The sequence below is a fragment of the Aeromonas sp. 603079 genome, assembly GCF_049172135.1.
Lineage (GTDB): Bacteria > Pseudomonadota > Gammaproteobacteria > Enterobacterales > Aeromonadaceae > Aeromonas > Aeromonas veronii.
In genome coordinates this window covers 32,803-56,195 of the sequence record NZ_JAAKPX010000013.1, presented here as the reverse complement: position 1 = coordinate 56,195, position 23,393 = coordinate 32,803, and the positions used below count along the sequence as shown (strand labels likewise).

General features: G+C 55.4%; 21 protein-coding genes. 17 read left to right on the top strand and 4 right to left on the bottom strand.

What is annotated here, in order from left to right:
* Positions 1 to 62: 62 nt before the first annotated feature.
* From hrpB to G5287_RS11375, 3 genes are all read left to right on the top strand, one after another.
* A complete protein-coding gene (gene hrpB / locus G5287_RS11385) occupies positions 63 to 2,510 on the top strand; it encodes an ATP-dependent helicase HrpB (protein WP_337073487.1) in 2,448 nt (815 codons plus the stop codon).
* A gap of 73 nt (positions 2,511 to 2,583) precedes the next feature.
* Positions 2,584 to 4,902: a penicillin-binding protein 1B gene (gene mrcB, locus G5287_RS11380; RefSeq protein ID WP_337073486.1), complete on the top strand. Its 2,319-nt coding sequence runs from the start codon at positions 2,584 to 2,586 to the stop codon at positions 4,900 to 4,902.
* A 59-nt stretch (positions 4,903 to 4,961) separates the two neighbouring features.
* The gene (locus G5287_RS11375; protein ID WP_421206899.1) at positions 4,962 to 5,363 is read left to right on the top strand and encodes a VOC family protein; all 402 of its coding nucleotides are present in this window, start codon (positions 4,962 to 4,964) and stop codon (positions 5,361 to 5,363) included.
* Positions 5,364 to 5,442: 79 nt separating this feature from the next.
* Here the strand turns inward: G5287_RS11375 and G5287_RS11370 are convergent, their stop codons facing one another.
* Together G5287_RS11370 and G5287_RS11365 are read right to left on the bottom strand one after the other, a co-directional pair.
* Positions 5,443 to 5,763 carry an SMR family transporter gene (locus G5287_RS11370; RefSeq protein ID WP_005335659.1) on the bottom strand — a complete coding sequence of 107 codons (321 nt, stop codon included), beginning with the start codon at positions 5,761 to 5,763 and terminating at the stop codon, positions 5,443 to 5,445.
* Positions 5,760 to 6,146, bottom strand: coding sequence for a DMT family transporter (locus G5287_RS11365; protein WP_179902532.1), 387 nt, complete (start codon positions 6,144 to 6,146; stop codon positions 5,760 to 5,762). The genes G5287_RS11370 and G5287_RS11365 overlap by 4 nt, the downstream gene beginning before the upstream one ends.
* A gap of 158 nt (positions 6,147 to 6,304) precedes the next feature.
* Here G5287_RS11365 and G5287_RS11360 point away from each other — a divergent pair, with 158 nt between their 5' ends.
* From G5287_RS11360 to ppa, 3 genes are all read left to right on the top strand, one after another.
* Positions 6,305 to 7,186: a LysR family transcriptional regulator gene (locus tag G5287_RS11360; protein ID WP_216979467.1), complete on the top strand. Its 882-nt coding sequence runs from the start codon at positions 6,305 to 6,307 to the stop codon at positions 7,184 to 7,186.
* 110 nt (positions 7,187 to 7,296) lie between these two features.
* Positions 7,297 to 8,877 carry a DUF3369 domain-containing protein gene (locus tag G5287_RS11355; protein WP_421206897.1) on the top strand — a complete coding sequence of 527 codons (1,581 nt, stop codon included), beginning with the start codon at positions 7,297 to 7,299 and terminating at the stop codon, positions 8,875 to 8,877.
* A gap of 216 nt (positions 8,878 to 9,093) precedes the next feature.
* Positions 9,094 to 9,624 (top strand): inorganic diphosphatase, encoded by a 531-nt coding sequence (gene ppa / locus G5287_RS11350; RefSeq protein ID WP_005335667.1) that lies wholly within the window; start codon positions 9,094 to 9,096, stop codon positions 9,622 to 9,624.
* A 28-nt stretch (positions 9,625 to 9,652) separates the two neighbouring features.
* Here ppa and G5287_RS11345 read toward each other — a convergent pair whose 3' ends face one another.
* The gene (locus G5287_RS11345; protein WP_421231302.1) at positions 9,653 to 10,000 is read right to left on the bottom strand and encodes a hypothetical protein; all 348 of its coding nucleotides are present in this window, start codon (positions 9,998 to 10,000) and stop codon (positions 9,653 to 9,655) included.
* Between the two features lie 139 nt (positions 10,001 to 10,139).
* Between G5287_RS11345 and G5287_RS11340 the strand changes: the two genes are divergently transcribed.
* The 11 genes from G5287_RS11340 to G5287_RS11290 all read left to right on the top strand — a co-directional run bounded on the left by G5287_RS11340 (position 10,140) and on the right by G5287_RS11290 (position 22,469).
* Positions 10,140 to 11,030 (top strand): hypothetical protein, encoded by an 891-nt coding sequence (locus tag G5287_RS11340; RefSeq protein WP_167557564.1) that lies wholly within the window; start codon positions 10,140 to 10,142, stop codon positions 11,028 to 11,030.
* 220 nt (positions 11,031 to 11,250) lie between these two features.
* Entirely contained in the window at positions 11,251 to 11,793 is a 543-nt protein-coding gene (locus tag G5287_RS11335; protein ID WP_005343253.1) for a YtfJ family protein, read from the top strand.
* 44 nt (positions 11,794 to 11,837) lie between these two features.
* Positions 11,838 to 12,137, top strand: a complete 300-nt coding sequence (locus G5287_RS11330) for a hypothetical protein (protein ID WP_421231301.1) — start codon at positions 11,838 to 11,840, stop codon at positions 12,135 to 12,137.
* Between the two features lie 32 nt (positions 12,138 to 12,169).
* Positions 12,170 to 12,766 carry a DUF2796 domain-containing protein gene (locus tag G5287_RS11325; RefSeq protein WP_421231300.1) on the top strand — a complete coding sequence of 199 codons (597 nt, stop codon included), beginning with the start codon at positions 12,170 to 12,172 and terminating at the stop codon, positions 12,764 to 12,766.
* Between the two features lie 4 nt (positions 12,767 to 12,770).
* Positions 12,771 to 13,460: an ABC transporter ATP-binding protein gene (locus G5287_RS11320; RefSeq protein ID WP_005335686.1), complete on the top strand. Its 690-nt coding sequence runs from the start codon at positions 12,771 to 12,773 to the stop codon at positions 13,458 to 13,460.
* Complete coding sequence (locus G5287_RS11315) at positions 13,454 to 14,701, top strand: ABC transporter permease (RefSeq protein WP_421231299.1); 1,248 nt, start codon at positions 13,454 to 13,456, stop codon at positions 14,699 to 14,701. The genes G5287_RS11320 and G5287_RS11315 overlap by 7 nt, the downstream gene beginning before the upstream one ends.
* A gap of 32 nt (positions 14,702 to 14,733) precedes the next feature.
* Complete coding sequence (locus G5287_RS11310; protein ID WP_421231298.1) at positions 14,734 to 15,207, top strand: DUF3299 domain-containing protein; 474 nt, start codon at positions 14,734 to 14,736, stop codon at positions 15,205 to 15,207.
* 104 nt (positions 15,208 to 15,311) lie between these two features.
* Complete coding sequence (locus G5287_RS11305) at positions 15,312 to 16,172, top strand: TIGR03899 family protein (protein WP_421231297.1); 861 nt, start codon at positions 15,312 to 15,314, stop codon at positions 16,170 to 16,172.
* A gap of 276 nt (positions 16,173 to 16,448) precedes the next feature.
* On the top strand, positions 16,449 to 18,086 hold the full coding sequence (locus tag G5287_RS11300; protein WP_421231296.1) for a PAS domain-containing methyl-accepting chemotaxis protein: 1,638 nt from the start codon (positions 16,449 to 16,451) through the stop codon (positions 18,084 to 18,086).
* A 583-nt stretch (positions 18,087 to 18,669) separates the two neighbouring features.
* Positions 18,670 to 20,316, top strand: coding sequence for a dsDNA nuclease domain-containing protein (locus tag G5287_RS11295; RefSeq protein WP_421231295.1), 1,647 nt, complete (start codon positions 18,670 to 18,672; stop codon positions 20,314 to 20,316).
* Positions 20,313 to 22,469 (top strand): DEAD/DEAH box helicase, encoded by a 2,157-nt coding sequence (locus G5287_RS11290; protein ID WP_236272266.1) that lies wholly within the window; start codon positions 20,313 to 20,315, stop codon positions 22,467 to 22,469. The genes G5287_RS11295 and G5287_RS11290 overlap by 4 nt, the downstream gene beginning before the upstream one ends.
* Positions 22,470 to 22,663: 194 nt before the next feature.
* Here the strand turns inward: G5287_RS11290 and cysC are convergent, their stop codons facing one another.
* Entirely contained in the window at positions 22,664 to 23,257 is a 594-nt protein-coding gene (cysC, locus tag G5287_RS11285; RefSeq protein ID WP_421231294.1) for an adenylyl-sulfate kinase, read from the bottom strand.
* Positions 23,258 to 23,393 lie beyond the last annotated feature (136 nt).

Below are 23,393 nucleotides of genomic sequence, written 5' to 3'. Positions count from 1 at the left end.
TGCGGGTGGCTGTGGCAGAATAGGCGCCGTTTTACCGGTTGCCACAAAAGGTGCTCATCGCTTTGTCCCAGCTCCCCATCGTTTCGGTATTACCCGAACTCTTTGCCGCCCTCGACAGCCACACCAGCGTGATCCTGCAGGCGCCTCCCGGCGCAGGCAAATCGACCCTGCTGCCGCTGGAGCTGGTGCGTCAGAACCGGCTGCCCGGCCGCATCATCATGCTGGAACCAAGGCGCCTGGCTGCGCGCAATATCGCCACTTTTCTGGCGCGCCAGCTGGGGGAGAAGGTGGGCGAGCGCATCGGCCTGCGAGTGCGTGGCGAGAGCCGCACCAGCTCAGCGACCCGGCTCGAGATCGTCACCGAAGGGGTGCTGACCCGGATGTTGCAGCAAGACCCTGAGCTTACTGGCGTTTCGCTGGTCATCTTCGATGAGTTCCATGAACGCAGCCTGCACGCCGATACCGCATTGGCCTTCGCCATCGAGAGCCAGCAGGGATTACGCGATGACCTCAAGCTACTGGTGATGTCCGCAACCCTGGATGGCATGGCACTCGAGACCTTGTTGCCGGATGCCCCTGTGGTTCGCTCGGAAGGGCGCGGTTTCCCCATCGACTACCACTACCGCCCCGCCAATCGCCAGCAGTGGCTGGAGCCGCAAGTCGGCGCCGTGGTGCTCGAAGCGCTGGCCGAGCAAGATGGCAGCCTGCTGGTCTTTCTGCCGGGACAGGGTGAGATCGAGCGACTGGCGCAATGGTTGGCAGACAAACTGCCGGACGACGTGACCCTCGCCCCACTCTACGGCCGCCTCGACATGGCGGCGCAGCAGGCAGCCATCGAACCAGCGCCTGCGGGCCGCCGTAAGCTGGTGCTCACCACCAATGTGGCGGAGACCTCCCTCACCATTGAGGGGATTTCGGTGGTGATCGACAGCGGGTTGGAACGACGGGCCTCCTTTGATCTGAAAAGCGGTGTCACCCGACTGGAAACCCGCCAGATAGCCAAATCCTCCGCCACCCAGCGGGCAGGCCGCGCCGGTCGCCTCGGCCCCGGTATCTGCTACCGGCTCTGGAGCAGCGAGGTGCAGGAGCGGCTCGCCGAGCAGAGCCCGCCAGACATCCTCACTCAGGAGCTGACCGGCCTGCTGCTGGACGCCGCCCAGTGGGGGGCAAAGGTGGAAGATCTGCCGCTTCTCGATATGCCTCCCGCCGCTGCGGTGGCCAGCGCCCAGCGGCTGCTGGTGGCTCTTGGCGCCATGAAGCCGGAGGGTGAGCAACAACTCACTCCCGCTGGTCGTGCCATGGCGGCCTTCGGTACCCACCCTCGTCTCGCCCGCATGCTGCTGCGCGCCCGCGAGCTGGAAGCTGAAGGTCTGACAGGGATTGTCGCCGATGCCGCTTATCTGGTGGCGTTGCAGGAAGAAGATCTGCGAGGATCGGAGCGCCTCTCTGTGCTGTTTCACCGCCGTCAAAGTGCCCTGCGCCAGAGCGCGGCCCGCTGGTTTGAACGGCTTGGTGTGCGCCCTGCCAGTGCGCAGGGTCAGTGGCTGGGGCTACTCTGCGCCCTCGCCTGGCCGGATCGCATCGGCAAGCTGCGCAGCGGCAGTCGCTATCAACTCAGTGGTGGGGTGAGCTGCGATCTGGTAGAAGGTCATCCCTGTCAGGGACAAGGGGCCCTTATCGCCATCGAGATGGGGCAAAACGATCGCGGCAGCCGCATCTTTATCGCCGAACCGGTCGATCTGGACGAGCTGGTACGCCTGCTGCCGGAACTGGTAAGCGAGCGCCAGTGGTTCGACTGGGATGAACGGGAAGAGCGGGTGCGCGCCGAACGCCAGCAGGTGCTCGGCGAGCTGGTGCTAAGCCAGCGACCACTGACCGAACTCTCTGACGAGCAGAAAGGGCGCTGCCTGCTGCAAGGCATTCGCCGCAAGGGGCTGCATGTGCTGCCGTGGGACGAGAGCAGCGAAGGGCTGCTGGCCCGTCTGCGCTGCGCCCGCGACTGGCTGCCCGATGAGGGGTGGCCCGCGATGGATGAGGAAAATTTGCTGGCCACGCTGGAACAGTGGCTGCTGCCAGCGGTGAGCGGCATGACCCGGTTGGAGCAGTTGAAAAAGCTCAACCTCGGCGACATCCTGCGCCAATCCCTGCCCTGGCCGTTGCCCAAACGGCTGGACGAGGCGCTGCCGAGTTACTTTGCAGCGCCCACCGGCAGCCGGGTGCGGATCCGCTATCAGCCAGGGCAAGCACCGGTGATCCCGGTGCGCATTCAGGAGATGTTCGGGCAAGGCTCAACCCCCTGCGTGGCCGATGGCCGGGTACCGCTGGTAGTTGAGCTGCTCTCCCCCGCCCAGCGACCGCTGCAGATCACTGCCGATCTGGCCGCTTTCTGGGCAGGATCCTACGAACAGGTGAAGAAAGAGATGAAGGGACGCTATCCCCGCCACTACTGGCCGGATAATCCGCTGGAGGCGATGCCGACCAAAGTCACCAAAAAGAAGATGGGCATCTAGGTTCGACGGGTTAATCCCGCTCGGACGTTCGCGAATGCGACATAACAAGTAGAAAGGAAAGCAAAGAGGATTTATGGCAACCCAACGACGCAAGCGTGCCCCCAAGAAGGCAGCGCCCAAACGCACCATCTGGCGCAAGCTGTTCTGGCTTGGCTTCAAGCTCTCCCTGGTGGTGGCGGCCTTTATGGTGGTGTTTGGCATCTACCTCGATACCAAGGTGCGCGAGCGCTTCGATGGCGAGAAGTGGCAGCTGCCGGTGATGGTCTACAGCCGTCCACTGGAGCTCTACCCCAGCCAGCGCCTGTCGCGGGACCAGATGCTGCGCGAGCTCAACATGCTGAGCTACAAGCAGGTGCGCCAGCCTCACACGCCGGGTGAATACACCATCAACGGCAACCGCATCGAGCTTATTCGCCGCCCGTTCGAGTTCTATGACGGCGCCGACGGAGCCCGCGGCCTGCGCCTCACCTTCAACGGCCCGCGCCTTGAGGGGATCCAGTCGCTGGAGAACCAGCGCCAGCTCGGTTACGCCCAGATGGACCCGGTGCTGCTCGATCGCCTCAATACCGAAGATCGGGAAGATCGCCTGCTGGTGCGTATCGCCGAAGTGCCCGACAGCCTGCTGGTGACCCTGCTCACCACCGAAGATCGCGACTTCTACCAGCATGGCGGCGTCTCGCCGGTGGCCATCATGCGGGCCATGTTCGCCAACCTGATCGCGGGTCGTACCGTGCAGGGGGGCAGTACCCTGACCCAGCAGCTGGCCAAAAACTTCTTCCTGACCCGTGAACGCAGCCTGTGGCGAAAACTGCAGGAAGCCTATATGGCGGTGCTGATCGACTATCGCTACAGCAAGGACGAGATCCTGGAGTCCTACCTCAACGAGGTCTATCTTGGGCAGAACTTCTCGCAAGGGGTCTATGGTTTCGGCCTCGCCTCCTACTTCTACTTCGGCATTCCGGTCAACGAGCTGGATATCGATCAGGTCGCCCTGCTGGTCGGTCTGGTGAAAGGCCCCTCCTATTACGACCCATGGCGCTTCCCGGAGCGGGCCAAGACCCGCCGTGATCTGGTGCTGAAGCTGCTGATGGATCACGGCAGCCTGACCCAGGCAGAGTATGAACTGGCCAGCCGCCAACCCCTCGGCATCATCACCCGTGGCCAGATGAGTTATGGCCGCACCCCGGCCTTTATGGGACTGCTCAAGCGGGAAATCCAGAGCCGCTTCGGCGCCGATCTGCTCAAGCAGTCCGGCCTCAAGATCTTCACCAGCCTCGACCCCATCGCCCAGCACGCGGCCGAGCGAGCGGTCGAATCGGGCCTCGCCGATATCGAAAAACTGCGCGGCAAGAAGAAGCTGGAGGCGGCCATGGTGGTCTCCGACTGGCACAAGGGCGAAGTGGTCGCGCTGGTGGGTGGCCGCGATCCCCGCTACGCCGGGTTCAACCGGGCACTGGATGCCCGCCGCCAGATCGGCTCGCTGGTGAAACCGGCGGTCTACCTCACCGGTCTCTCAAACGGTCTGACCCTGGCGACCCCGCTCAAAGATCAGCCGATCCGCATTCGCGGTCAGGATGGTCAGGTCTGGACGCCACAGAACTACGATCGCAAGTTCCGCCAGAGCGTGCCGCTGATGGATGCGCTGGCCAGCTCCCTCAACGTACCGACCGTCAATCTGGGTCTGCAAGTCGGGCTGGAGAAGGTAGTCGACACCCTGCACAAGCTGGGAGTCCAGCAGGAGATCCAGCCCTATCCGTCGCTGGTGCTGGGGGCAGTGGCCCTCTCGCCGCTGGAGGTGAACCAGATGTATCTGCCCATCGCCAATCAGGGACTGACCCAGCCGCTGTCGGCCATTCGCGCCGTAGTCAACGGGGATGGCAGCCTGCTCTATCAGCATGATCAGACCGCCAAGCGGGTCACCGACCAGCAAGCAAGCTGGCTGACCCTGTTCGCCATGACCAAGACGGTGAGTCAGGGCACGGCCCGCGCCCTCAGTGCCAAGTTCCCCGGCGCCACCATGGCAGCCAAGACCGGCACCACCAACGAGCTGCGCGACTCCTGGTTTACCGGGATGGACAACAACGAGCTGGTCAGTATCTGGGTCGGGCGCGACGACAACACCCCGGCGGGCTTGACCGGCGCAAGCGGGGCACTGCAGCTCTTTAGCGGCTACATGAGCCAGCGAGGCGTCAACAGCCTGAGCCTGCAGATCCCGGAGGGGATCACCTGGGCCAACTTCTCCCGTGCCAGCGGCACCCGCGTCACCAGCGACTGCCCGGGCAGCCTGCAGGTACCGGCCAAGACCTCGACTATGGGCTCCCCGACCAGCTGTGCCGGCAGTACGACGCCACGCAGTGCCCTGGATGAGTGGTTCGGTGGATTCTTCAACTGACATCGCGAGAGGGGCTGCACGGGCGGCCCCTCTCCCCAGCCTGCTTACAAGGAGTCATCATGAGCCAGCCGTTGTTTGAGGCTATTCACCACATTGCCATTATCGCCAGCGATTACCAGCGATCGCGCCACTTCTATCACGAGGTGCTGGGGCTGCCCATCATCGCCGAGACCCTGCGCGAGGCGCGCCAGTCGTGGAAACTGGATCTGGCCCTGCCGGACGGCGGCCAGCTGGAGCTGTTCAGCTTCCCCTCGCCTCCCGAGCGCCCCTCCCGCCCCGAGGCGTGCGGCCTGCGCCATCTCGCCTTTCGGGTCAGCGATCTTGACCGGGTCATCGCCCATCTGCATGCCCATCGAGTCGATGTTGAGCCAGTGCGGGTGGACGAGCTGACCGGCAAGCGCTTTACCTTCTTCGCCGACCCCGACGGCCTGCCGCTGGAGCTCTACGAAGCGCCGCGCTGAGCCTGAGTCGGTCAAACTGTCGGCCAAACAAAAAGCCGCTCGGTTGCAACCGGGCGGCTTTTGTTATTGCTTCAGGTTATCAGGCGGTAGTCAGCATAACGACAGCCAGCGCCATCACCATCATGCCAGCCCAGCCGATGGGCTTGAGCCGCTCACCGAAGAAGAGCAAACCGCCCAGCGCCGTACCGACGATGCCGATAGCCCCCCAGGTGGCGTAGGCAACAGCCAGGTCAATCTGGCCACCACTTACCGCTTCCGAGAGCAGGGTAAAGGCGCCGAGTACCAGCATGATCCCCAGGAAGCCCCACCCCTTGTAACGAAAACCCTTGGAGCGGTTGATGGCCATGTTGGCGCCGATATCGATCAGTGCGGCACCCAATACAATCACAAACGGACTCATGCTGTGGCCTCCGCTTCTACTGACTTGTCTGCAGGCTCATCATGGGTCTCCCCCATGGTCACCATAACAATCCCCACTATCGCGAGAGCCAGGCCAATCAGCTCCTGAACGGTCACATCGTAACCGAGGAACATGACCGACACTATGGTGATCAGGGTGATCCCGAGCCCTTCCCAGAGCGCAAACGCAATACCAATGGAGATTGTTTTGGCGGCTTTCGCCAGCAACCAGTACGAGAAACCGATCAACAGCCACATCGGGATGTAATTCATCCAGCCAGCCCCCTGCTCGGGGATCATGGTCATGCTGGAGGTGCCGGCGACCTCGGTCACGATGGCGCCGGTCAAAAACAGCCGGGCCAGAAACATACGACTTAATAACATATAGGATGCCTTTGTTGCTTCGACGGGAGAGATGGTAAACGGGGAGAAGCAACTCGCGACAATCGCTCAGCGTCGATTATTCCGACGCCACAGGTTTGCCTTGCCTTGGTTCGGCACGCTAAGGTGATGGTGAAAAACTCCGCCATGGTCTGTAAAACATGAAGCTATATCAGATAGAACTCTTTGTAGAGTCAGCCAATAGCGGCTCTATAGCCAACACCGCCCGTCGTCTCGGCAAAAGCCGCAGCGCTGTCAGCACCTCCATCGCAGCACTGGAAGTTGAGCTTGGCGTCGAACTTTTCGAACGAGGAGCCAATCAGAGTCGCCTGACCGAGATCGGCGAGCTGGTACTTGATGATTGCACTCGCCTGCTACAGGCGGCCAACAGCTTGCAGCAGAAGTGCAAACATTACGCCTCGGGTGCCGAAGTGGCGCTGCGGGTTGCCCGCGATGACGCCATCCCCGAGCAAGTGTGGCGCGAGATGCTGGCCAGCCTGCACAACCAGTTTCCCGGCACCAGTATCTCGCTGGTGCTTGCCTCTCCGCCTGAACTGCCAGCGCTGGTTGAAGAGGGGTTCGTCGATGCCGCATTTGGCCTTATTACCGAGGATCAGGAGCGCAGCGGCCTCAACATCGATCTGCTCAACCCGATCCGCACCCTGATGGTGGTGGCGCCCAGCCATCCGCTGGCCGGACTGAAGCGGGTCAAACAGCAGGATCTGACCGATCACACCCAGGTAACTCTCTCGTATGTAGATGAATTTTCTGTAAAAAGCCTGCTACCTGTGGGAGGCCAGCATATAGGTCTCTCCAGCTTCGAGTTGATGCGTAACGCGGTCCTCGATGGGCTGGGCTGGGCGGTGCTCCCCTCGCCACTTATCCAGAGCCAGCTGCGACAAGGCACCCTGCTGACCCTGAAGCACAAGTTCAGCCTGCAGTGGCGAGACTATGGCGTCTATCTGGCAGAAAATGCCTATCACGGCAAAGTATTGGCCTGGTTGAAAAAATCGATCCAGAGTTATCTTGAGCCTTTCGAGTAAAGATGAAAGAGGCGGTGCCAGCTCACGATATCTGCTTATCCTGATGATCCTGACAGAGGTGATCGTGCATACTCTTCACATACTCATTGAGCGCCGGAGGCGTAACCGATATGAGCAGTGCCCAAGACAAGGACGATATCTGGCTGGATGACGACATCATCGAACTCGATGATGAAGAGGTCGTGGTCCCCAAGGCACTCAATCCCTGGCAAGTGCTGATCGTGGATGATGAGCCGGATATTCATCACGCCACCCGGCTTGCCCTCTCCAATATTCAGTACAAATCTCGCCCGCTGGAGCTGCTCAACGCCTACAGCGGTGCTGAAGCCGCCACCATGCTGGAGGCCAATCCCAGGATTGCCCTGATCCTGCTCGATGTGGTGATGGAGACCGAAGATGCCGGTTTGCGGCTGGTGCACCGGATCCGCAACGAGATGCGCAACTCGCTGGTGCGGATCGTGCTGCGTACCGGCCAGCCCGGTCAGGCACCGGAACAAAGGGTGATCCTCGATTACGATATTAACGACTACAAAACCAAGACCGAGTTGACGGTACAAAAACTCTTCACCACCGTCATCGCCTCCCTTCGCTCCTACGAAACCCTCAGCGCCATCGACAAGAGCCGACAGGGACTCGGCAAAATTCTGGAGGGCGCGGGCGATCTCTACCATCTCCATTCACTCAAGGAGTTTGCTTCCGGCGTGCTCAAACAGATCAGCGCCATTCTCGATGTGGGCACCGAAGGGGCCATCTGTGCCGAACGCCGCCCAGGAGAACATGGGCTTGAGATCCTGGCGGCAACCGGAGACTACGAGGCGCTGCTGGAGGAGAAGAGCCTTGATGAATTTTCTGCCCTGAAAGAGTCGGTCATGAAGGCGTTAAACGAGCGCTGCAACCGCTTTGAACACCCTCAGGATTCCCTCTATATCGCCGCCCAGAATGGCCGCGAGTTCGTGTTGAGCTTCACCCCGACCCAGCCTCTGGATCCTCTCGAGTGCGACCTGCTGGATGTCTTCTGTCAGCGCATCTCGGCGGCCTACGACAATCTCTATCTCTACAATCAGCTGCTGCGCGCCCAGGAGGCCACCGTGGTGGCGCTGGCGGCGCTGGCAGAGTTTCGCGACTCCGATACCGGCGAGCATGTCTTGCGGGTGCAGAAACTCTCGGATGCCATCGTGGCCGAATTGAAGCAGATGGCGGTCTACCCGGAGCAACTGACTCCGGAGTTTGTCGAAATGATCGGTATGGCTTCCATCCTGCACGATGTGGGCAAGGTGGGCACCCCGGATCATATCCTGCACAAGCCCGGACGTTTCGACCCGGAAGAACGGGCCATCATGGAGCAGCACGCCGGTATCGGCGCCAATATCCTGCACAAGGCGGGCGAAATGGTGGAGGGAACCAGCTACCTCTCGCTGGGGGCAGAGATCGCCCGGGGCCACCATGAGCACTTCGATGGTAAAGGCTACCCGCAGCAGCTGGCAGGCCAGCAGATCCCCCTGTCGGCGAGGATTGTGGCGGTGGTCGATGTATTCGATGCCCTGCTCAGCAAGCGCCCCTACAAAGAACCCTGGACGCTGGCGCAAACCATGGAGTATATCCAGTCCCGCTCCGGCACCCAGTTTGACCCTCATGTAGTGACAGCCCTGTCGCGACTGGTCAACGAATCGAGACTCCCCTACTCGCTCTGACCCTCGTTGCTCGCAACTCCACATGCCCTGCCGGTGACCAAGGTCAGCGGCAGGGCATCAAAACAGCCGTTTTGTTGCATCCCGCACACATCAACGCGCCGCAAACAGGAAACATCCCCCTTCTTTGTTAGCGATAGCCGCTGAAATATGGTCATTTAACATCACATCGCTATAATATCGGCCTGCAAACCTGATACTAACAACGAAGGAATTATCATGAGCCTGAACCTGGTACCGGCCGGCAAGAGCCTGCCCGACGATATCTATGTCATCATCGAAATCCCGCAGAATGCCGACCCGATCAAATACGAAGTCGACAAGGACAGCGGTGCTATTTTCGTCGATCGCTTCATGTCTACCCCGATGTTCTATCCGTGCAACTACGGCTACGTGAACGCGACCCTCTCTCTGGATGGTGACCCCGTCGACGTACTGGTTCCGACCCCCTACCCGCTGTTGGCCGGTTCCGTCATTCGCTGCCGCCCGGTTGGCGTGCTGAAGATGACCGACGAATCTGGCGAAGATGCCAAGATCGTTGCAGTACCACACTCCAAGCTGACCAAGCAGTACGACCACATCCAGGATGTGAACGATCTGCCGGAACTGCTGAAAGCCCAGATCCAGCACTTCTTCGAGCGCTACAAAGAGCTGGAAGCGGGCAAATGGGTCAAGGTGGAAGGTTGGGGCGACAAGGCCGCTGCCGAAGCCGAGATCAAAACCTCTGCCGAGCGTTACGCTGCCAAGTAAGCATCACTCGGTTTGTAAAAAAGGCGCCTTATGGCGCCTTTTTTGTCGGTGTTTGCGGCAGCAGACCGGCCGCCTCTTCGGCAGGATTGCCCTGAATGTATATTTCACGGCCATCTTTCTGGTAGGGACGATAGTAATCACCGCCACAGCGATAGCCGCCGCCCGGCTGGCTCATCAGCTCGCAGTTGACCGGCAACACCTCCAGCCACTTGATGGCCTGCTGGTAGCGCAGCCACTCCTGCCATTCGTGTTCGCGCGCCAGCTGGTCACGCAGGGCAAAGATATCCGCAACGGACATCCCCTTGTTGACGATCACCTGACCCGCCATGGCTGGCAGGCTGAGCAGCCCAAACAGCACTATGATCCAAGGCTTCATAACCCCTCCAGAGTGACTTAATTTCACAATTAAATTAAAAGTCACATCAATCTGTTATCCAGATCACAAAACGAAACATCACCAAAGTGGTGCCGGCTCACCTAGTTGTTAATTATCGTCCACGGCAGGAAGCACCACCATGAAGCTGACCCCCGCGCTGTTGCTCAGCCTCACTCTCTACACCACCCTTGGCGCCACAAGCAACGCCAGCGAGATCAACATGAGCTGGCAGTGGCAATCCACCGATGGCCAGCGCAAGCACTTCCAGCTGACCACCGACGATCAGGTGATGGCCGCCAGTCGCCACGAGATGAGCCTGCTGAAGGCCTCTCTCACCAATCCGCTGGAGACCCTTTACGCCTATATCAGCCCACGGCTCTACAACAGCATCAACCTGATCAATCAGAGCAGCCCCGAGACAGCTACCAAGTTTCGCAATCTGGAGCAGGCCTTCACCCTGCGGGACGACAGCATGGAGTCGCTGCTATTCTGGCAAGCCTACCAACAGTATCAGGAGGATGCCTTCTACCAGATGAGGGTGATACCCTGCGTCCATCCTGCCAATCGCAAACTGCCTTGCGTACGCCCCGATTACTCCCAGCTCTTCTACCACTTCAAAGGGCACCTCAAGCCACTGGCGCAGCAGTTTGCCGCCAAGGATCTCGCCACCAGCGTCAGCCTGATGCAAGAGTGGCTAAACGCCATCCCCACCCAGCCGGAGCAGCTGGATCACTTCGCGCCGCCGCTGCAGGCGTTGCAGGATAACAAGGCCGACAGCGACGAGAAGGCGCTGCTGATGGCCAGTCTGCTGGCGGAGCTGGCCCCGCAATATGTGCTCAGCATCATCTATCCGGATATCAGCATCGGCAGCGTCTCCCCTGCCTGGCTGGCCATTACGGCAGACAGTGGCGTACCCGGTGATGTGGTGGTGATCAACAATCAGCGCCATGTGCTGCTGACCGGCTCGTCCCTGCTGGCCCAGCAGATGACCATGGCCAAGATCCCCCTCATCAGCGAGTCGCTCTACTGACGCAGACAGCTCAGACCAGCAGCCAATTCATTGATTTTTATCGATGTCATGCCATCCTAGCCGCCCTTGCCAGCCAACCACCTGACTGGCGGGGCGCCGACGCTTCTGAATTGCGATCTTATTTAACACTTTTTAAACAGATCCGATCAGTTTAGGATGAAGCTCGCCCATTCCCTCAATCCGAAACTCGTTATAACATAACAAATGGAGTGTCATCAGGATGAAACATCTCGTACTTACTTTGGCGCTGCTGCCATCTCTGGTCTTTGCTCACAACTTCAAGGATGGCAACCCGGTGCCGCTGGTCAATGTCAGCGACAAGGGGGAGCTGGTACTGAATGGCAAGGATATCGGCTACCAGCCGTGGCAGAGCACCTCGCTCACCGGCAAGGTGTTCCTGATCCAGCATATTGCCGGTCGCTCCAGTGCCAAGGAGCTGAACGCCCCGATGATCGAGGCGATCAAGGCCGCCAAGCTGCCGCAAGACAAGTACCAGACCGTTACCGTCATCAACAGCAATGACGCCATCTGGGGCACCTCCGGCTTCGTGAAGAGCAGTGCCGAGGACAGCAAGAAAGAGTTCCCCTGGTCCGCCATGGTGCTGGATGCCAAGGGCATGGCGCGCAACGCCTGGGATCTGACGCCGGAAAGCTCGGCGATCATTCTGCTGGATAAAGAGGGCAAGGTGCTGTTTGCCAAAGATGGCCAGCTCGACGCCAACAACATTGCTACCGTGATGGGGCTCATCAAGTCCCATCTCTAAGTCAGAGAGAAAGGGCGCTGATGGCGCCCTTTCCATAAGGGTCTATGGGTCGTATCAAGCTGAAAATCTGGATCTTGCTGCTGGGCTGGTTATGGCTGCAGCCTGCCCTTGCCCGGCACCAGTTTGAATCTGTCCTGCCCGGCCACGACGACCATCACTGCCTGGTCTGTGCCCTCCATCTGGATGGCAAGCAGGTCATCACGGCTACCCCCTATTGTTTCCCCGGTTCAAACTCTGTTCTGCCCGTCGTTGCAACCATGCAGGGCTCGGCGGATACCGCCACGCTTCACAGCTATGCCATCCGTGCGCCGCCCGCCTCTGTTTTTATCTATCCATTTGTTTAAGCTCACTATTTGTTTTGAAAAAAGGATTAAAGATGAAAGCAGTTACTCTGTTGCTGGCGGTAGCCACCTTTGCCGCACACGCAAATCACGACGAACACGAGAGCCACAGCCACGGCGCCCACGAGCATGGCCACGGCCACCTCAATCTGGTGGTCGATGGCGACCAGCTGATGATCGAACTGCAGGCCCCTGCTGCCGATCTGGTGGGCTTCGAGCACGTCGCCAAGAGCGATGAAGAGAAGGCGCAGTATGCCAAGGCGGTCGCCCGCCTCCAGCAGCCTGACACCCTGTTCCGCTTCGACCCGGCCGCGGGCTGCAAACTGACCCAGCAGGAGCTGCAAGCCGCCAAAGAAGAGCATGATCACGACCATGACCATGACCATGACCATGACCATGACAAGGCTGCCAGCGACAAACATGAAGACCAGCATAATCATGACGAAGCGGGTCACGCCGATATGGGCGCCATGTACACCTACACCTGCGCAACGCCAGCCAAACTGACCGGCCTTGAGGCAACCCTGTTCAGCGTCTATCCGAGCCTTGAGAAGCTGAGCGTGCAGGGGATCCTGCCCACCGGCCAGACCGCGGGCGAGCTGACCCCGTCCGCCAACAAGCTGAGCTGGTAACGCCATGAAAAAAGCCGTGGTTGAGATCCGCGATCTGGCCTTTGCCTGGCCAGGTGGCGACGCCGTACTCGATCTGCCCGCCCTCACCATCCGCGAGGGTGAGCGGGTCTTTATCAAGGGCCCGTCGGGCTCCGGCAAATCGACCCTGCTCGGGTTGCTGGCCGGGATCCAGACCGCCAACCACGGCACCCTGGAGGTGCTGGGCCAACCATTGGCCCGGCTCTCTGGCCGTGCCCGTGACCACTTCCGGGCGGCCAATCTGGGTTATATCTTTCAGCAGTTCAATCTGCTGCCCTTTCTCTCGGTGCAGGACAACGTGACTGCTGCCCTCACCTTCTCGCCCGCCAAACGGGCCCGCCTGCAAGGGAGTCCGGAGCAGGAGGCGCGCCGTCTGCTGGCGGAGCTGCAACTGCCGGACGACGCACTGCATCGCCCCGTGCATGCCCTCAGCATTGGCCAGCAACAGCGGGTTGCCGCCGCGCGGGCGCTGATCGGTTCGCCGCCATTGGTGATCGCCGACGAACCCACCTCGGCCCTCGACACCGACAACCGGGCCGCCTTTATCAAGCTGTTGTTCGAGGAGTGCGACAAGCAGGGCTCGACCCTGATCTTCGTCAGTCACGACCCTTATCTCGAACCCCTGTTCCCGCGGGTCGAAAATCTGCAACAGCTCAACCGGAGGGCATCATGCTAAAACTCGCCCTGCAAAGTCTCTGGGCCCGCCGCCTCACCGCCGGGCTCACCCTGCTGGCTGTCGCCATCAGCGTCACCCTGCTACTCGGGGTGGAGCGGGTGCGCACCCAGGCCCGCGAAAGCTTCTCCAACACCGTCTCGGGCACCGATCTCATCGTTGGCGCCCGCTCCGGTCAGGTTAACCTGCTGCTCTACTCGGTGTTTCGCATCGGCAACCCCACCAACAACGTGGGGTGGGACTCCTATCAGGCCATCAAACAGAAACCGGGCGTCGCCTGGATCATCCCGCTTTCCCTTGGTGACTCCCACAAGGGATTTCGGGTGCTCGGCACCAATGGCGACTACTTCACCCACCTGAAGTACGGTCAGCAGCAGTCGCTACAACTGCGCGAGGGGCGGCCATTCGAGACGCCGTTTGAAGCGGTGCTCGGCGCTCAGGTGGCCGAGAAGCTCGGCTATCACCTTGACCAATCCATCGTCATCGCCCACGGCGCTGGCAACACCTCGTTCAGCCAGCACGACAATCTGCCGTTCAAGGTGGTGGGCATTCTGGCGCCGACCGGCACGCCCATTGATCGCACCATCCATGTGCCGCTGGCGGGGATAGAGGCGATCCATCTTGGGTGGGATACCGGCCGCCACAGCAAGAACGTGACGCCGGAGCAGGCACTGGCGCAGGATCTCACCCCGAAAACCATCACCGCCTTTATGGTGGGGCTGAGCAACCGGATCCTGGCGTTCCAGCTGCAACGCAGCGTCAACACCTATCCCAAAGAGCCGCTGATGGCGATCCTGCCGGGCGCCGCCCTGCAGGAGCTGTGGAGCCTGATGAGCGTGGCGGAAACCGCCCTCTCGGTGATCGCCGGTTTCGTGGTAGTCGCGGGCCTGATCGGCATGCTGACTACCCTGCTGGCGGGACTTAACGAGCGGCGCCGGGAGCTCGCTATTTTGCGATCCCTCGGCGCGGGCCCTGCCCACCTGTTCCTGCTGCTGGCGCTGGAAGCCATGGCGCTGACCACGGTTGGCATCGCTCTCGGGGTCGCCGTGCTCTATCTGGGGCAGGGGCTTGCCTCGCCCTGGCTGCTCAGCCACTATGGCCTGCAACTGAGTCTGGGGCTGCCGAGCACCTACGAGTGGCAGTTGCTGGGGGTAGTGTGGCTGGCAGGCATGGTGATTGGCCTGCTCCCTGCTGCCCGCGCTTACCGCTACAGCCTGAGCGATGGCATGAGCATTCGCGTCTAGCGAGACGCCCAAAAATAGAAACAGAAGGACAGATGATGAAGTGGAAAATTGTGGCGCTGCTCGCCAGCCTGCTGGTGCTGCCCGCCCTGGCCGCCGATTACAAGACCATCGACTGGGATGTGCTCATCCCGGAAGGAGAGAAACTGCTACCACCGCCTCAGGTCAATCACGAAGATCCCATGTCGGTGCCGCAACCGGTGGGCGGGGTGAACAAGAAGCTGGACAACGAGGATGTGCGCATTCCGGGCTTCGTGGTGCCGCTGGAAGGGGATGCCAAGAAGATCACCGCCTTCCTGCTGGTGCCCTACTTCGGCGCCTGCATCCATGTGCCGCCGCCCCCCACCAATCAGGTGATCTATGTGAGCTACCCCAAGGGTGCGCCGGTGGATGACCTGTGGGATGCCATCTGGGTGAAGGGCAAGATGCGCACGGTCAGCTCCAGCCACGAGATGGCCACCGCCTCCTATTCGATGGAAGCGGTCGAGGTGAGCGTCTACGAGGAGTAATCCTCCCGTTGCAAAAAAAGCGGCCTCCACGGAGGCCGCTTTGTTATCTTGGCATCCCGGTTGGAGTAACATTCAGCTCCAGAACCTGTGCGAATGGAGTCAGCATGGCAGACCTCCCCCCCCCGAAAAAAGAGAGTTCGATCCTGAGCAGCCAGGAGCAGACCCTTCGTCTGGCCCGCAGTCGCGGCATCGACGGCATGCTCACCCGCAACACAGACAGCACCTTCGAACAGCGCGCCACCTTTCGTCATCTGGCGGATCAGGCCGCCCGCCAGCGCAATCTGGAAGCCATCATGGTGATGGCCTCCCGTCACTGCGAAGAGACCGCAGCTGGCGGCGAGATGGACAGCGACTGGCTGACCCGCTTTCTGCAACTGGCGGAAGATATCAGCATGGTGCCGATGCAGCAGCTGTGGGGGCGGATCTTCGCGCTGGAAGTAGCCACCCCGGGCCGCTTCTCCATCCGGGCGCTCGCCACCCTCAAAGAGATGACCCAGCGCGAGGCACAGCTGTTTCAGCGCATCTGTTCACTGACTTGCCACTACACCGGCAGCGACGAGCAGCGACTGCTGCTGGGGCTGCACAAGGGGGCCACCCTGCTGAGTCGCGCCAAAGCAACGCGCCTTGGTCTTGGCAAATACCGACTGCCCTACAACGCCCTGCTGCAACTGTTCGAGCTGGGGCTGCTGCATCGCGCCGAGCTGGAGTCAGGCCCGCTGCCCGCCGATGGGGTCGAGCTGGAGTTCGGCAACCAGCGCTGGCGGCTGCAGTGCAAGCAGAACAACATCACCCTGCTCTACTACCGCCTCACCCCGGTGGGCAACGAGCTCGCCCAGTTGCTGCAAGAGTCGCCGCTGGAGGAGTACCTGCAGGATCTGAAAACCGTGCTGGTGCAGGGTATCCTGATTGAAGTGATGCAGCTCGTCAGCGCCCCCTCCTCACCCGCTCCCGACCCTCTCCCCTGATCTCTGGCGGGGCAGCGGATGCCCCGTCGGTTCATGGATCCTTCGCATCCAGCTTCTGACTCCCAGCTCATGGGCTTGACCAGAATAGGTTGCAAATTGCAGATGCCGCAGAGGCACACCCCGTCTGCTCCGTTGCATATTGCAAACAGCAACGATCTTTTCCTGCCAAAATGGCACTAATAACATATCAATCATTAGCTTTTGCCAGCTGGCCCACCCCTTGCAGATGTCTTGATGCAGATCAAAATCTGACCATCACAGCTCGGGAGTAAGGCCATGAGAATCAATCAACCGGTTACCCAAAGAGAACGTCTCTATCCAGACCACCAGAGCCTCATCTCCACCACTGATCTGGAGAGCCGCATCACCTACGCCAACGATGAGTTCTGCGATATTGCAGGCTTCTCGCTCGACGAGCTGAAGGGAGAACACCACAATCTGGTGCGCCACCCGGATATGCCGAAACAGGCCTTTGCCGATCTGTGGAACCATATCCGCGAAGGCAAGAGCTGGATGGGGCCGGTGAAAAATCGCTGCAAGAGTGGCGATCACTACTGGGTCAGCGCCTTTGTCACCCCCATCAAGGATGCCAGCGGCCGGGTCGTGGAGTATCAGTCGGTGCGCACCGCCCCGAGCGAGGAGATCAAACAGCGGGCCGAGAAGGTCTATGCCGACCTTCGCAACAACAAGCTGCCGCTGGCGCTCAAGTTGCCCACCTTCTCCCATACCCTGACCATCAACCTCTGTCTGCTGCTGAGCCTGCTCGCCATGTTTGCCCTGGGCTACAACCACGACATGAACTGGCAACTGGCGCTGGTCGCCCTGCCGCTGGCGATAGCGGCCATCACCCTGAATGCCCTCTCCCGCCGCCTCGGCAAGCTCAACAAGATGGCCCGCAGCCGCTTTGACAACCCGCTGATGCAGCTGCTCTACACCAACAAGGTGGACAACATCGCCGCCATCGAACTCTCGATGGTGATGAATCAGGCCGAGTTCAACGCCGTGCTGGCCCGCACCCAGCAGACTTGCAGCAAGATCCTGCAGGCCGCCGAAGGGGATCTGCGCAACGCCGAATCCATCACCGACAACCTGCAACAGCAGCAGGCCGAAACCAATCAGGTAGCGACCGCCGTGACCGAAATGTCGGAATCCATTCGCGAGGTGTCACAAAGCTCGACTGACTCCTCCAGCCTGCTGGATGAAACGGCCGTGCTGTTCAAGAGCGGCAACAGTAGCGTGGCCGAAACCGTGGCTGCCGTGGCGGGCATGAACAGCGAGCTGACCACCTCCAAGAGCGTGATCAGTGCGCTGGTCGGCCACTGCCGCGATATCGACGGCATCCTCGATGTGATCAACAACATCGCCAACCAGACCAACCTGCTGGCCCTCAACGCTGCCATCGAAGCGGCACGGGCTGGCGAAGCGGGCCGCGGCTTCTCGGTGGTCGCCGACGAGATCCGCTCGCTCGCCATCAAGACCCAATCCTCGACCAGCGAAATCCAGAAGATGATCACCGAGCTGCAAAACAGCTCTGGCGAGGCTGAGCAAGCGATGGAGAAGGGCTGCCAACTTGCCGACAGTTGCCAGCAGAAGGCCACCGCGACCGGCACCATACTCCAGCAGATCAACGATATGCTGCAGCAGGTCGCCTCCGGCAGCAGCCAGATTGCCCAGGCGGTGCAGGAGCAGTCCCACGTTACCGCCGAGATCAACCGCAACGTGCTCAGCATCAAGACCCTGGCCGATGACTCCAGCGTTGGCAGCCAGCACGCCGTGCACGGTATCACCCAGCTGGTAAACCAGTTAAGCGATCTCGACCGGCTGGTTCGCCAGTTCCAGAAAGGGGCTCCGGCAACCCAGAGCCGCTACGAAGTGGCCACCACCCGCGCCGTGCCGGTACGCCAAGCCAGATAACCACTACCCAAACAATCACCGCAGAAAAACCCTATGGGCCTTTGGGCCCATAGGGTTTTTTAATGCCCGCCAACAAGATGGCGACACTCCCGCTTCACTGTCCGATTTCCCTCTGCGCTAATGGGCCCAAGCGGTTGGGTGACCACATTTAAACCCATTAATGATTAATTTATTGATCTTGCTCAGGAAACGGCCCGCTTGCGCTTTTCACCTGAGCCCCGTTCGGTAACATAGCCGCTTGGCAACCTCTTGCAGGAGTCAGCCATGAGCCAAGCTAGTGCCAAAACGCAGGTAACAAGCAGCAGACTGGAAGCTGTAATTCAGGGGCGGTAGCGTTATCTGAATATATATAATCAAGTTAAGACTGTCGTGCGCTATTAAAAATGATGACTATCACAACATTATTTATTCTTGACTTATTCATAAAGCATGAAAATTAGTTGCTATCATTGTTTGAATATGCTGACTTATTATAAGCATTAACACAACAACATTTATCTATTAGTTATTCTGAAACGTGACATAGTTTATCGTATGCCCTCTAAAATATACCTCAGTGATTTAGTTATCAAAAGAGACAAAAATGAAAAAGAATGACAGTGGTGGTATCGGCGCTAAGAAGGGCTTTCTTTATCAGGATTATATCGCCGCATACCTAGCTCTACACATGCTCAAAGATAAACACCTAAAGGCCGTTCGCTGTGAAGTTAGCGATGATATTGATCTTATATATTCAAACTACATTGAATATATCCAAGTAAAAACAACTAATGTTACTAATAAGTGGAACTTAGATGAACTTACGAAAGTAACTAAACAGTCAGTGACAGGAAAGACCAGGCAGATAAAAAATACAGATTCAATACTACACAAATCTATTAGCTGTGACACCAATATTTTATCTCCGAGATTTAGAATTGTTACACCGATAGATGTTAACAGCACTCTAAAATATCTTACCATTTCTTTTGAAGACCGAGAGGATGAAGATAAAAGAAATTCTTTACTGATATCACTAAAAAAAAGGGTTAAAGATTTTCATAGTCCGAATGGTAGGGATGTCGAATACTGGTTAGATAACACGACTTGGATGTATATTGCACAAGTTGAATATATAAAGTCAGAATGCAAACTCATGATCATTAGAAGTGCGTTTGATGATTTTCGTTTACAAATAAATCCTTCTTCAGACCCAGAGAAGATATTAAATGATTTACTTGTTGCCTTAATCGAGAAAAGTGCAACATCAATTGTGTTGTCTTCTGCTGATAAAAAGACGTACTTCAGAGAAGACTTCCTTGATTGGTTTGAAAAACAGCTAAATTTCTACTCGAAGGAAAGCTATAATTTCTCCAAGGTTTACAAACAAAATGAATCCCCTATCCTCTCAAAGTTTTTTGAGTCGAAAGAAGATTATCGAGCTCATGACCAAGAAAAGTTATGTGTAGGAGTTGAAGGAAAATATCACCTTCAAATGTATACATATGACAAGATCGCAAAAGGAATTAAAAAATGGCTACCAGAGGTTCTTTTACGGCCGAGAGAGCTCGCAGATAACACTGCAACAAACCTTGAGCAGAAACTGGCATCCTACTCAAAAATGAAGTTGCAAAGCAGCAAAGAACTTATTTCATTAATTCCACAGGTTCTCTTACACTCAATTATTCGTACTACATATGAAAGTCAACCAATTCCAGCGCACTTGCATATAGATGATGATGAAAATACAACATTCTCAAATGTACATATCGTTATCAATCGTCATTCACCAGACATTTTAGTAATGGGATTTAATTATTTCATACCAAAATTAGAAAAAGCAGACATTGACAGGATAGTAAGTGAATTCGAAACTCTTTTAGAACAAGAGTCTTTCGATACCAAAAAGGACAAAATCCTAGAAATCAAAGATGATTCATATCTTATTACTCATGATATAGATGAGATTCTAGATGCTAATAGTTCATTGGATGAACATTTAGATAGAATTAAGTTTATATTTTTTATCGGATTTAACTCACACAATTTAACATGTAATAAATCAAATATGGATGATGGGTATGAGCATGAACTGAACGCTGAAATAAAAAATAAATTCATCGATTTGATTGAAACACTATTGGAACAAAATTCCTTTTATTCAAAAATGAATATCGAAGTTTATTTATATCCAGTACCCAAAATAGAAAGATTGATAGACTCCGTCAGCTGCTGCTTGGAGGGGAAATGAATACAAATATAGCAACCCTGATTGACAAGGTTGAAAATAATGAAATATCCCCTTTCGGATATTTAAAAAAAACCAATGAATATCTATCCAACCCAATAAGCAATAGTTTAGGGCGTGAATTGGTGATACGAGCTCTGGACAAAAAACATTTATTCTCAGACCGAGAAAAATTATTATTAGAAATGGTAAGGAAATCTGGGCTATATCCTTATATCAACAAATACTTTAAAAAAATAGATTCAAATACTGAGCTAGCCATTAATCTTTATAAGAGTAAAGATGGTGATGGATTTATATTCCATACATTACAAGCAAGAGTTTTTAACTATCTTCTTGAAAAGAGGAATGTTGTATTGAGTGCACCGACCAGCATGGGTAAAAGTGCGATCATAGACTCAATATTATATACCGGCAAATTTAATAAGATAGTTATCGTTGTCCCTACAATAGCACTAATAGACGAAACCAGAAGACGAATTCAACATAAATTCAAAGACACTTATCAAATAATATATCACAACACCCAAGAACTTTCTTCAAATAAAGCTGTATATGTATTGACTCAGGAGCGAGTTAATGAGAGGAATGATATAAAGAACATAGATCTTTTTGTCATAGATGAGTTTTACAAGCTTGCATTTGGCAAAGAGGAAAAAAACCGTTCTATAGCACTTAATATTGCAATGAGTAAACTTCTAACAAACTCAAAGCAATTCTATTTAATTGGGCCATACATTGATGAAGTTAGGGGTCTAGAAAACATTTCAAAGGACTTTATATTCATTCCAACGGATTTTAAAACGGTGGCTGTGAATCTATATTGCTTCAATATAAAACCAACAAACATAGATGAAAAGATAGATAAGACAACTGACATAATTAAGAAATATAAAGGGCAAACCATTATATATTGTATGTCTCAGAACTCCATAAGTGATCTTGCCGAAAAATTGCTTGAGATAGAAAATTTATTTTACTATGTTTCCGAGGATGTAGTTTCAGATATTGTCGAGTGGATAAAGTCAAACTATAGTAAAAACTGGATTTATTTTAAGGCGCTAAGACGGGGGATTGCTATACATCACGGGACATTACCCAGAGCATTACAACAGTTGAGTTTGGACTTATTTAACTCAGGTAAAATATCAATTTTGCTTTGCACAAGTACAATTATAGAAGGTGTAAATACTGTTGCTCAGAATGTAATTATTTATGACAACAAGCGTTCTAAGTACCTTGTTGATAATTTTACACATAAAAACATTTCTGGTCGTGCTGGTAGAATGAATCAACACTTGATAGGTAATGTTTTTTGCTTGGAGGCTTTACCAAAAGATGAAAACGATCCCAAAATTGTAGATCTCCCTCTTGGTAATATGGATGATAACACTCCAATAAACCTTCTAGCTGGCATTCAAGATGAACACCTATCTTCTATAGCGGAAGAACGAATACGTTTATATGCTGTAAAGTCAGATATCCCTATGGAAATCATAAGATCACATACATCATATGACATTGAAGTTATTGAAAAAGCCTATGAGGCTCTTAACGAACTATCCGCTCAAGAACTAGGGATACTGACAAATCCAGCTAAATCAAATTCAGTTTTCTTTGACTTAATAACAAAGTTAATTAAAAAGGTAGAATATCACTCATTAATGAGACTTAATCTTCACTATGATGATAACGATGACTTAAAGAATAGAATTATGTGGTATGTCTTTGCAAACAGCCACTCTGAATACATAGAAAAAAGAATTGACTATATAAGTAAGAATGTCTATGAAGATATGCAATCTAAAAAAATAGATATAGAGCTAAAGATATGCAGGAATATATTCAAGCACAATATACCTAGAGCCCTTTCATTGTATCAAGATTTAATAAACTTCGAATTATATTCTTTAGGAATAGCTAAGGAAGCTGATTATGGATATTTAATCCATAAGTTTGAAAACTCAAACCTACCAACAAACTTCACCGCATTAGAGGAAATGGGCGTGCCTATTGAAACTCTTGATAAGGTTAAAACTTTACAGCTGTCTGAGCTGGAAATAGAAGACTTATGCCTAGAGATGAAAAAACTAGCTAAGACTTACAAATCGTTTAACTCTGTTGATTGCTACTTCATAAGAAAAGCATTAAGTTGAAGCTAACTCGACCATTCTATTTCAAAAATGCATAACAACTGAAATATAAGGTCTGTGCATGGTGAGCGGTACAATGATTTACTGATATTCTATCTATATTTCAAACGCTTGTCATAATCAATATAAATAGCTGAACTAAACAAGGGAGGGCAATGCCCCCCTTGTTTATCAATATTCGGACCAGACAATAAACCTCAATCTATTAACTCTCGTAACCTCAATGCAGCCAACAACTCCTCCACCAGCTCCGCCACCGGTTTACCGGCGTTAAGCAGATGAATTTCCGGACTTTCCGGTGCCTCGTAGGCGGAGTCGATACCGGTAAAGTTGCGAATTTCCCCTGCCCGCGCTTTTTTATAGAGCCCCTTGGGGTCACGCTCTTCACAGATGGCAAGCGGCGCATCGACAAAGACTTCGACAAACTCCCCTTCACCCAAGAGACTGCGCACCAGCGCCCGCTCGGCACGAAATGGCGAGATAAAGGCGGTGAGTACGATAAGGCCCGCATCCACCATCAGTTTTGCCACCTCGCCGACCCGGCGGATATTCTCCTGACGGGCTGCATCATCGAAACCGAGATCGCCACAGAGGCCGTGGCGCACATTATCCCCATCCAGCAGATAGGTGTGCTTGCCCTCAGCGGCCAGCGCCTGTTCCAGCGCCCCCGCCAGGGTGGATTTGCCTGCCCCCGAGAGCCCGGTAAACCAGATCACCAGCGGTTTTTGCCCTTTAAGCTCGGCCCGGCTCTGTTTGTCGACGGCATGCTTGTGCCACACGATATTGCTCATCCCACACTCCTTGATTGGCACTTATGCCTCAAAACTTAAACTGTCCGGCACCACTGGGAGCCGCCTCGGACTATCAGCCGACAACGTGCTGGTGCCATGGCATTGCTCATCCAACACTCCTTGCTTGGCACTTACG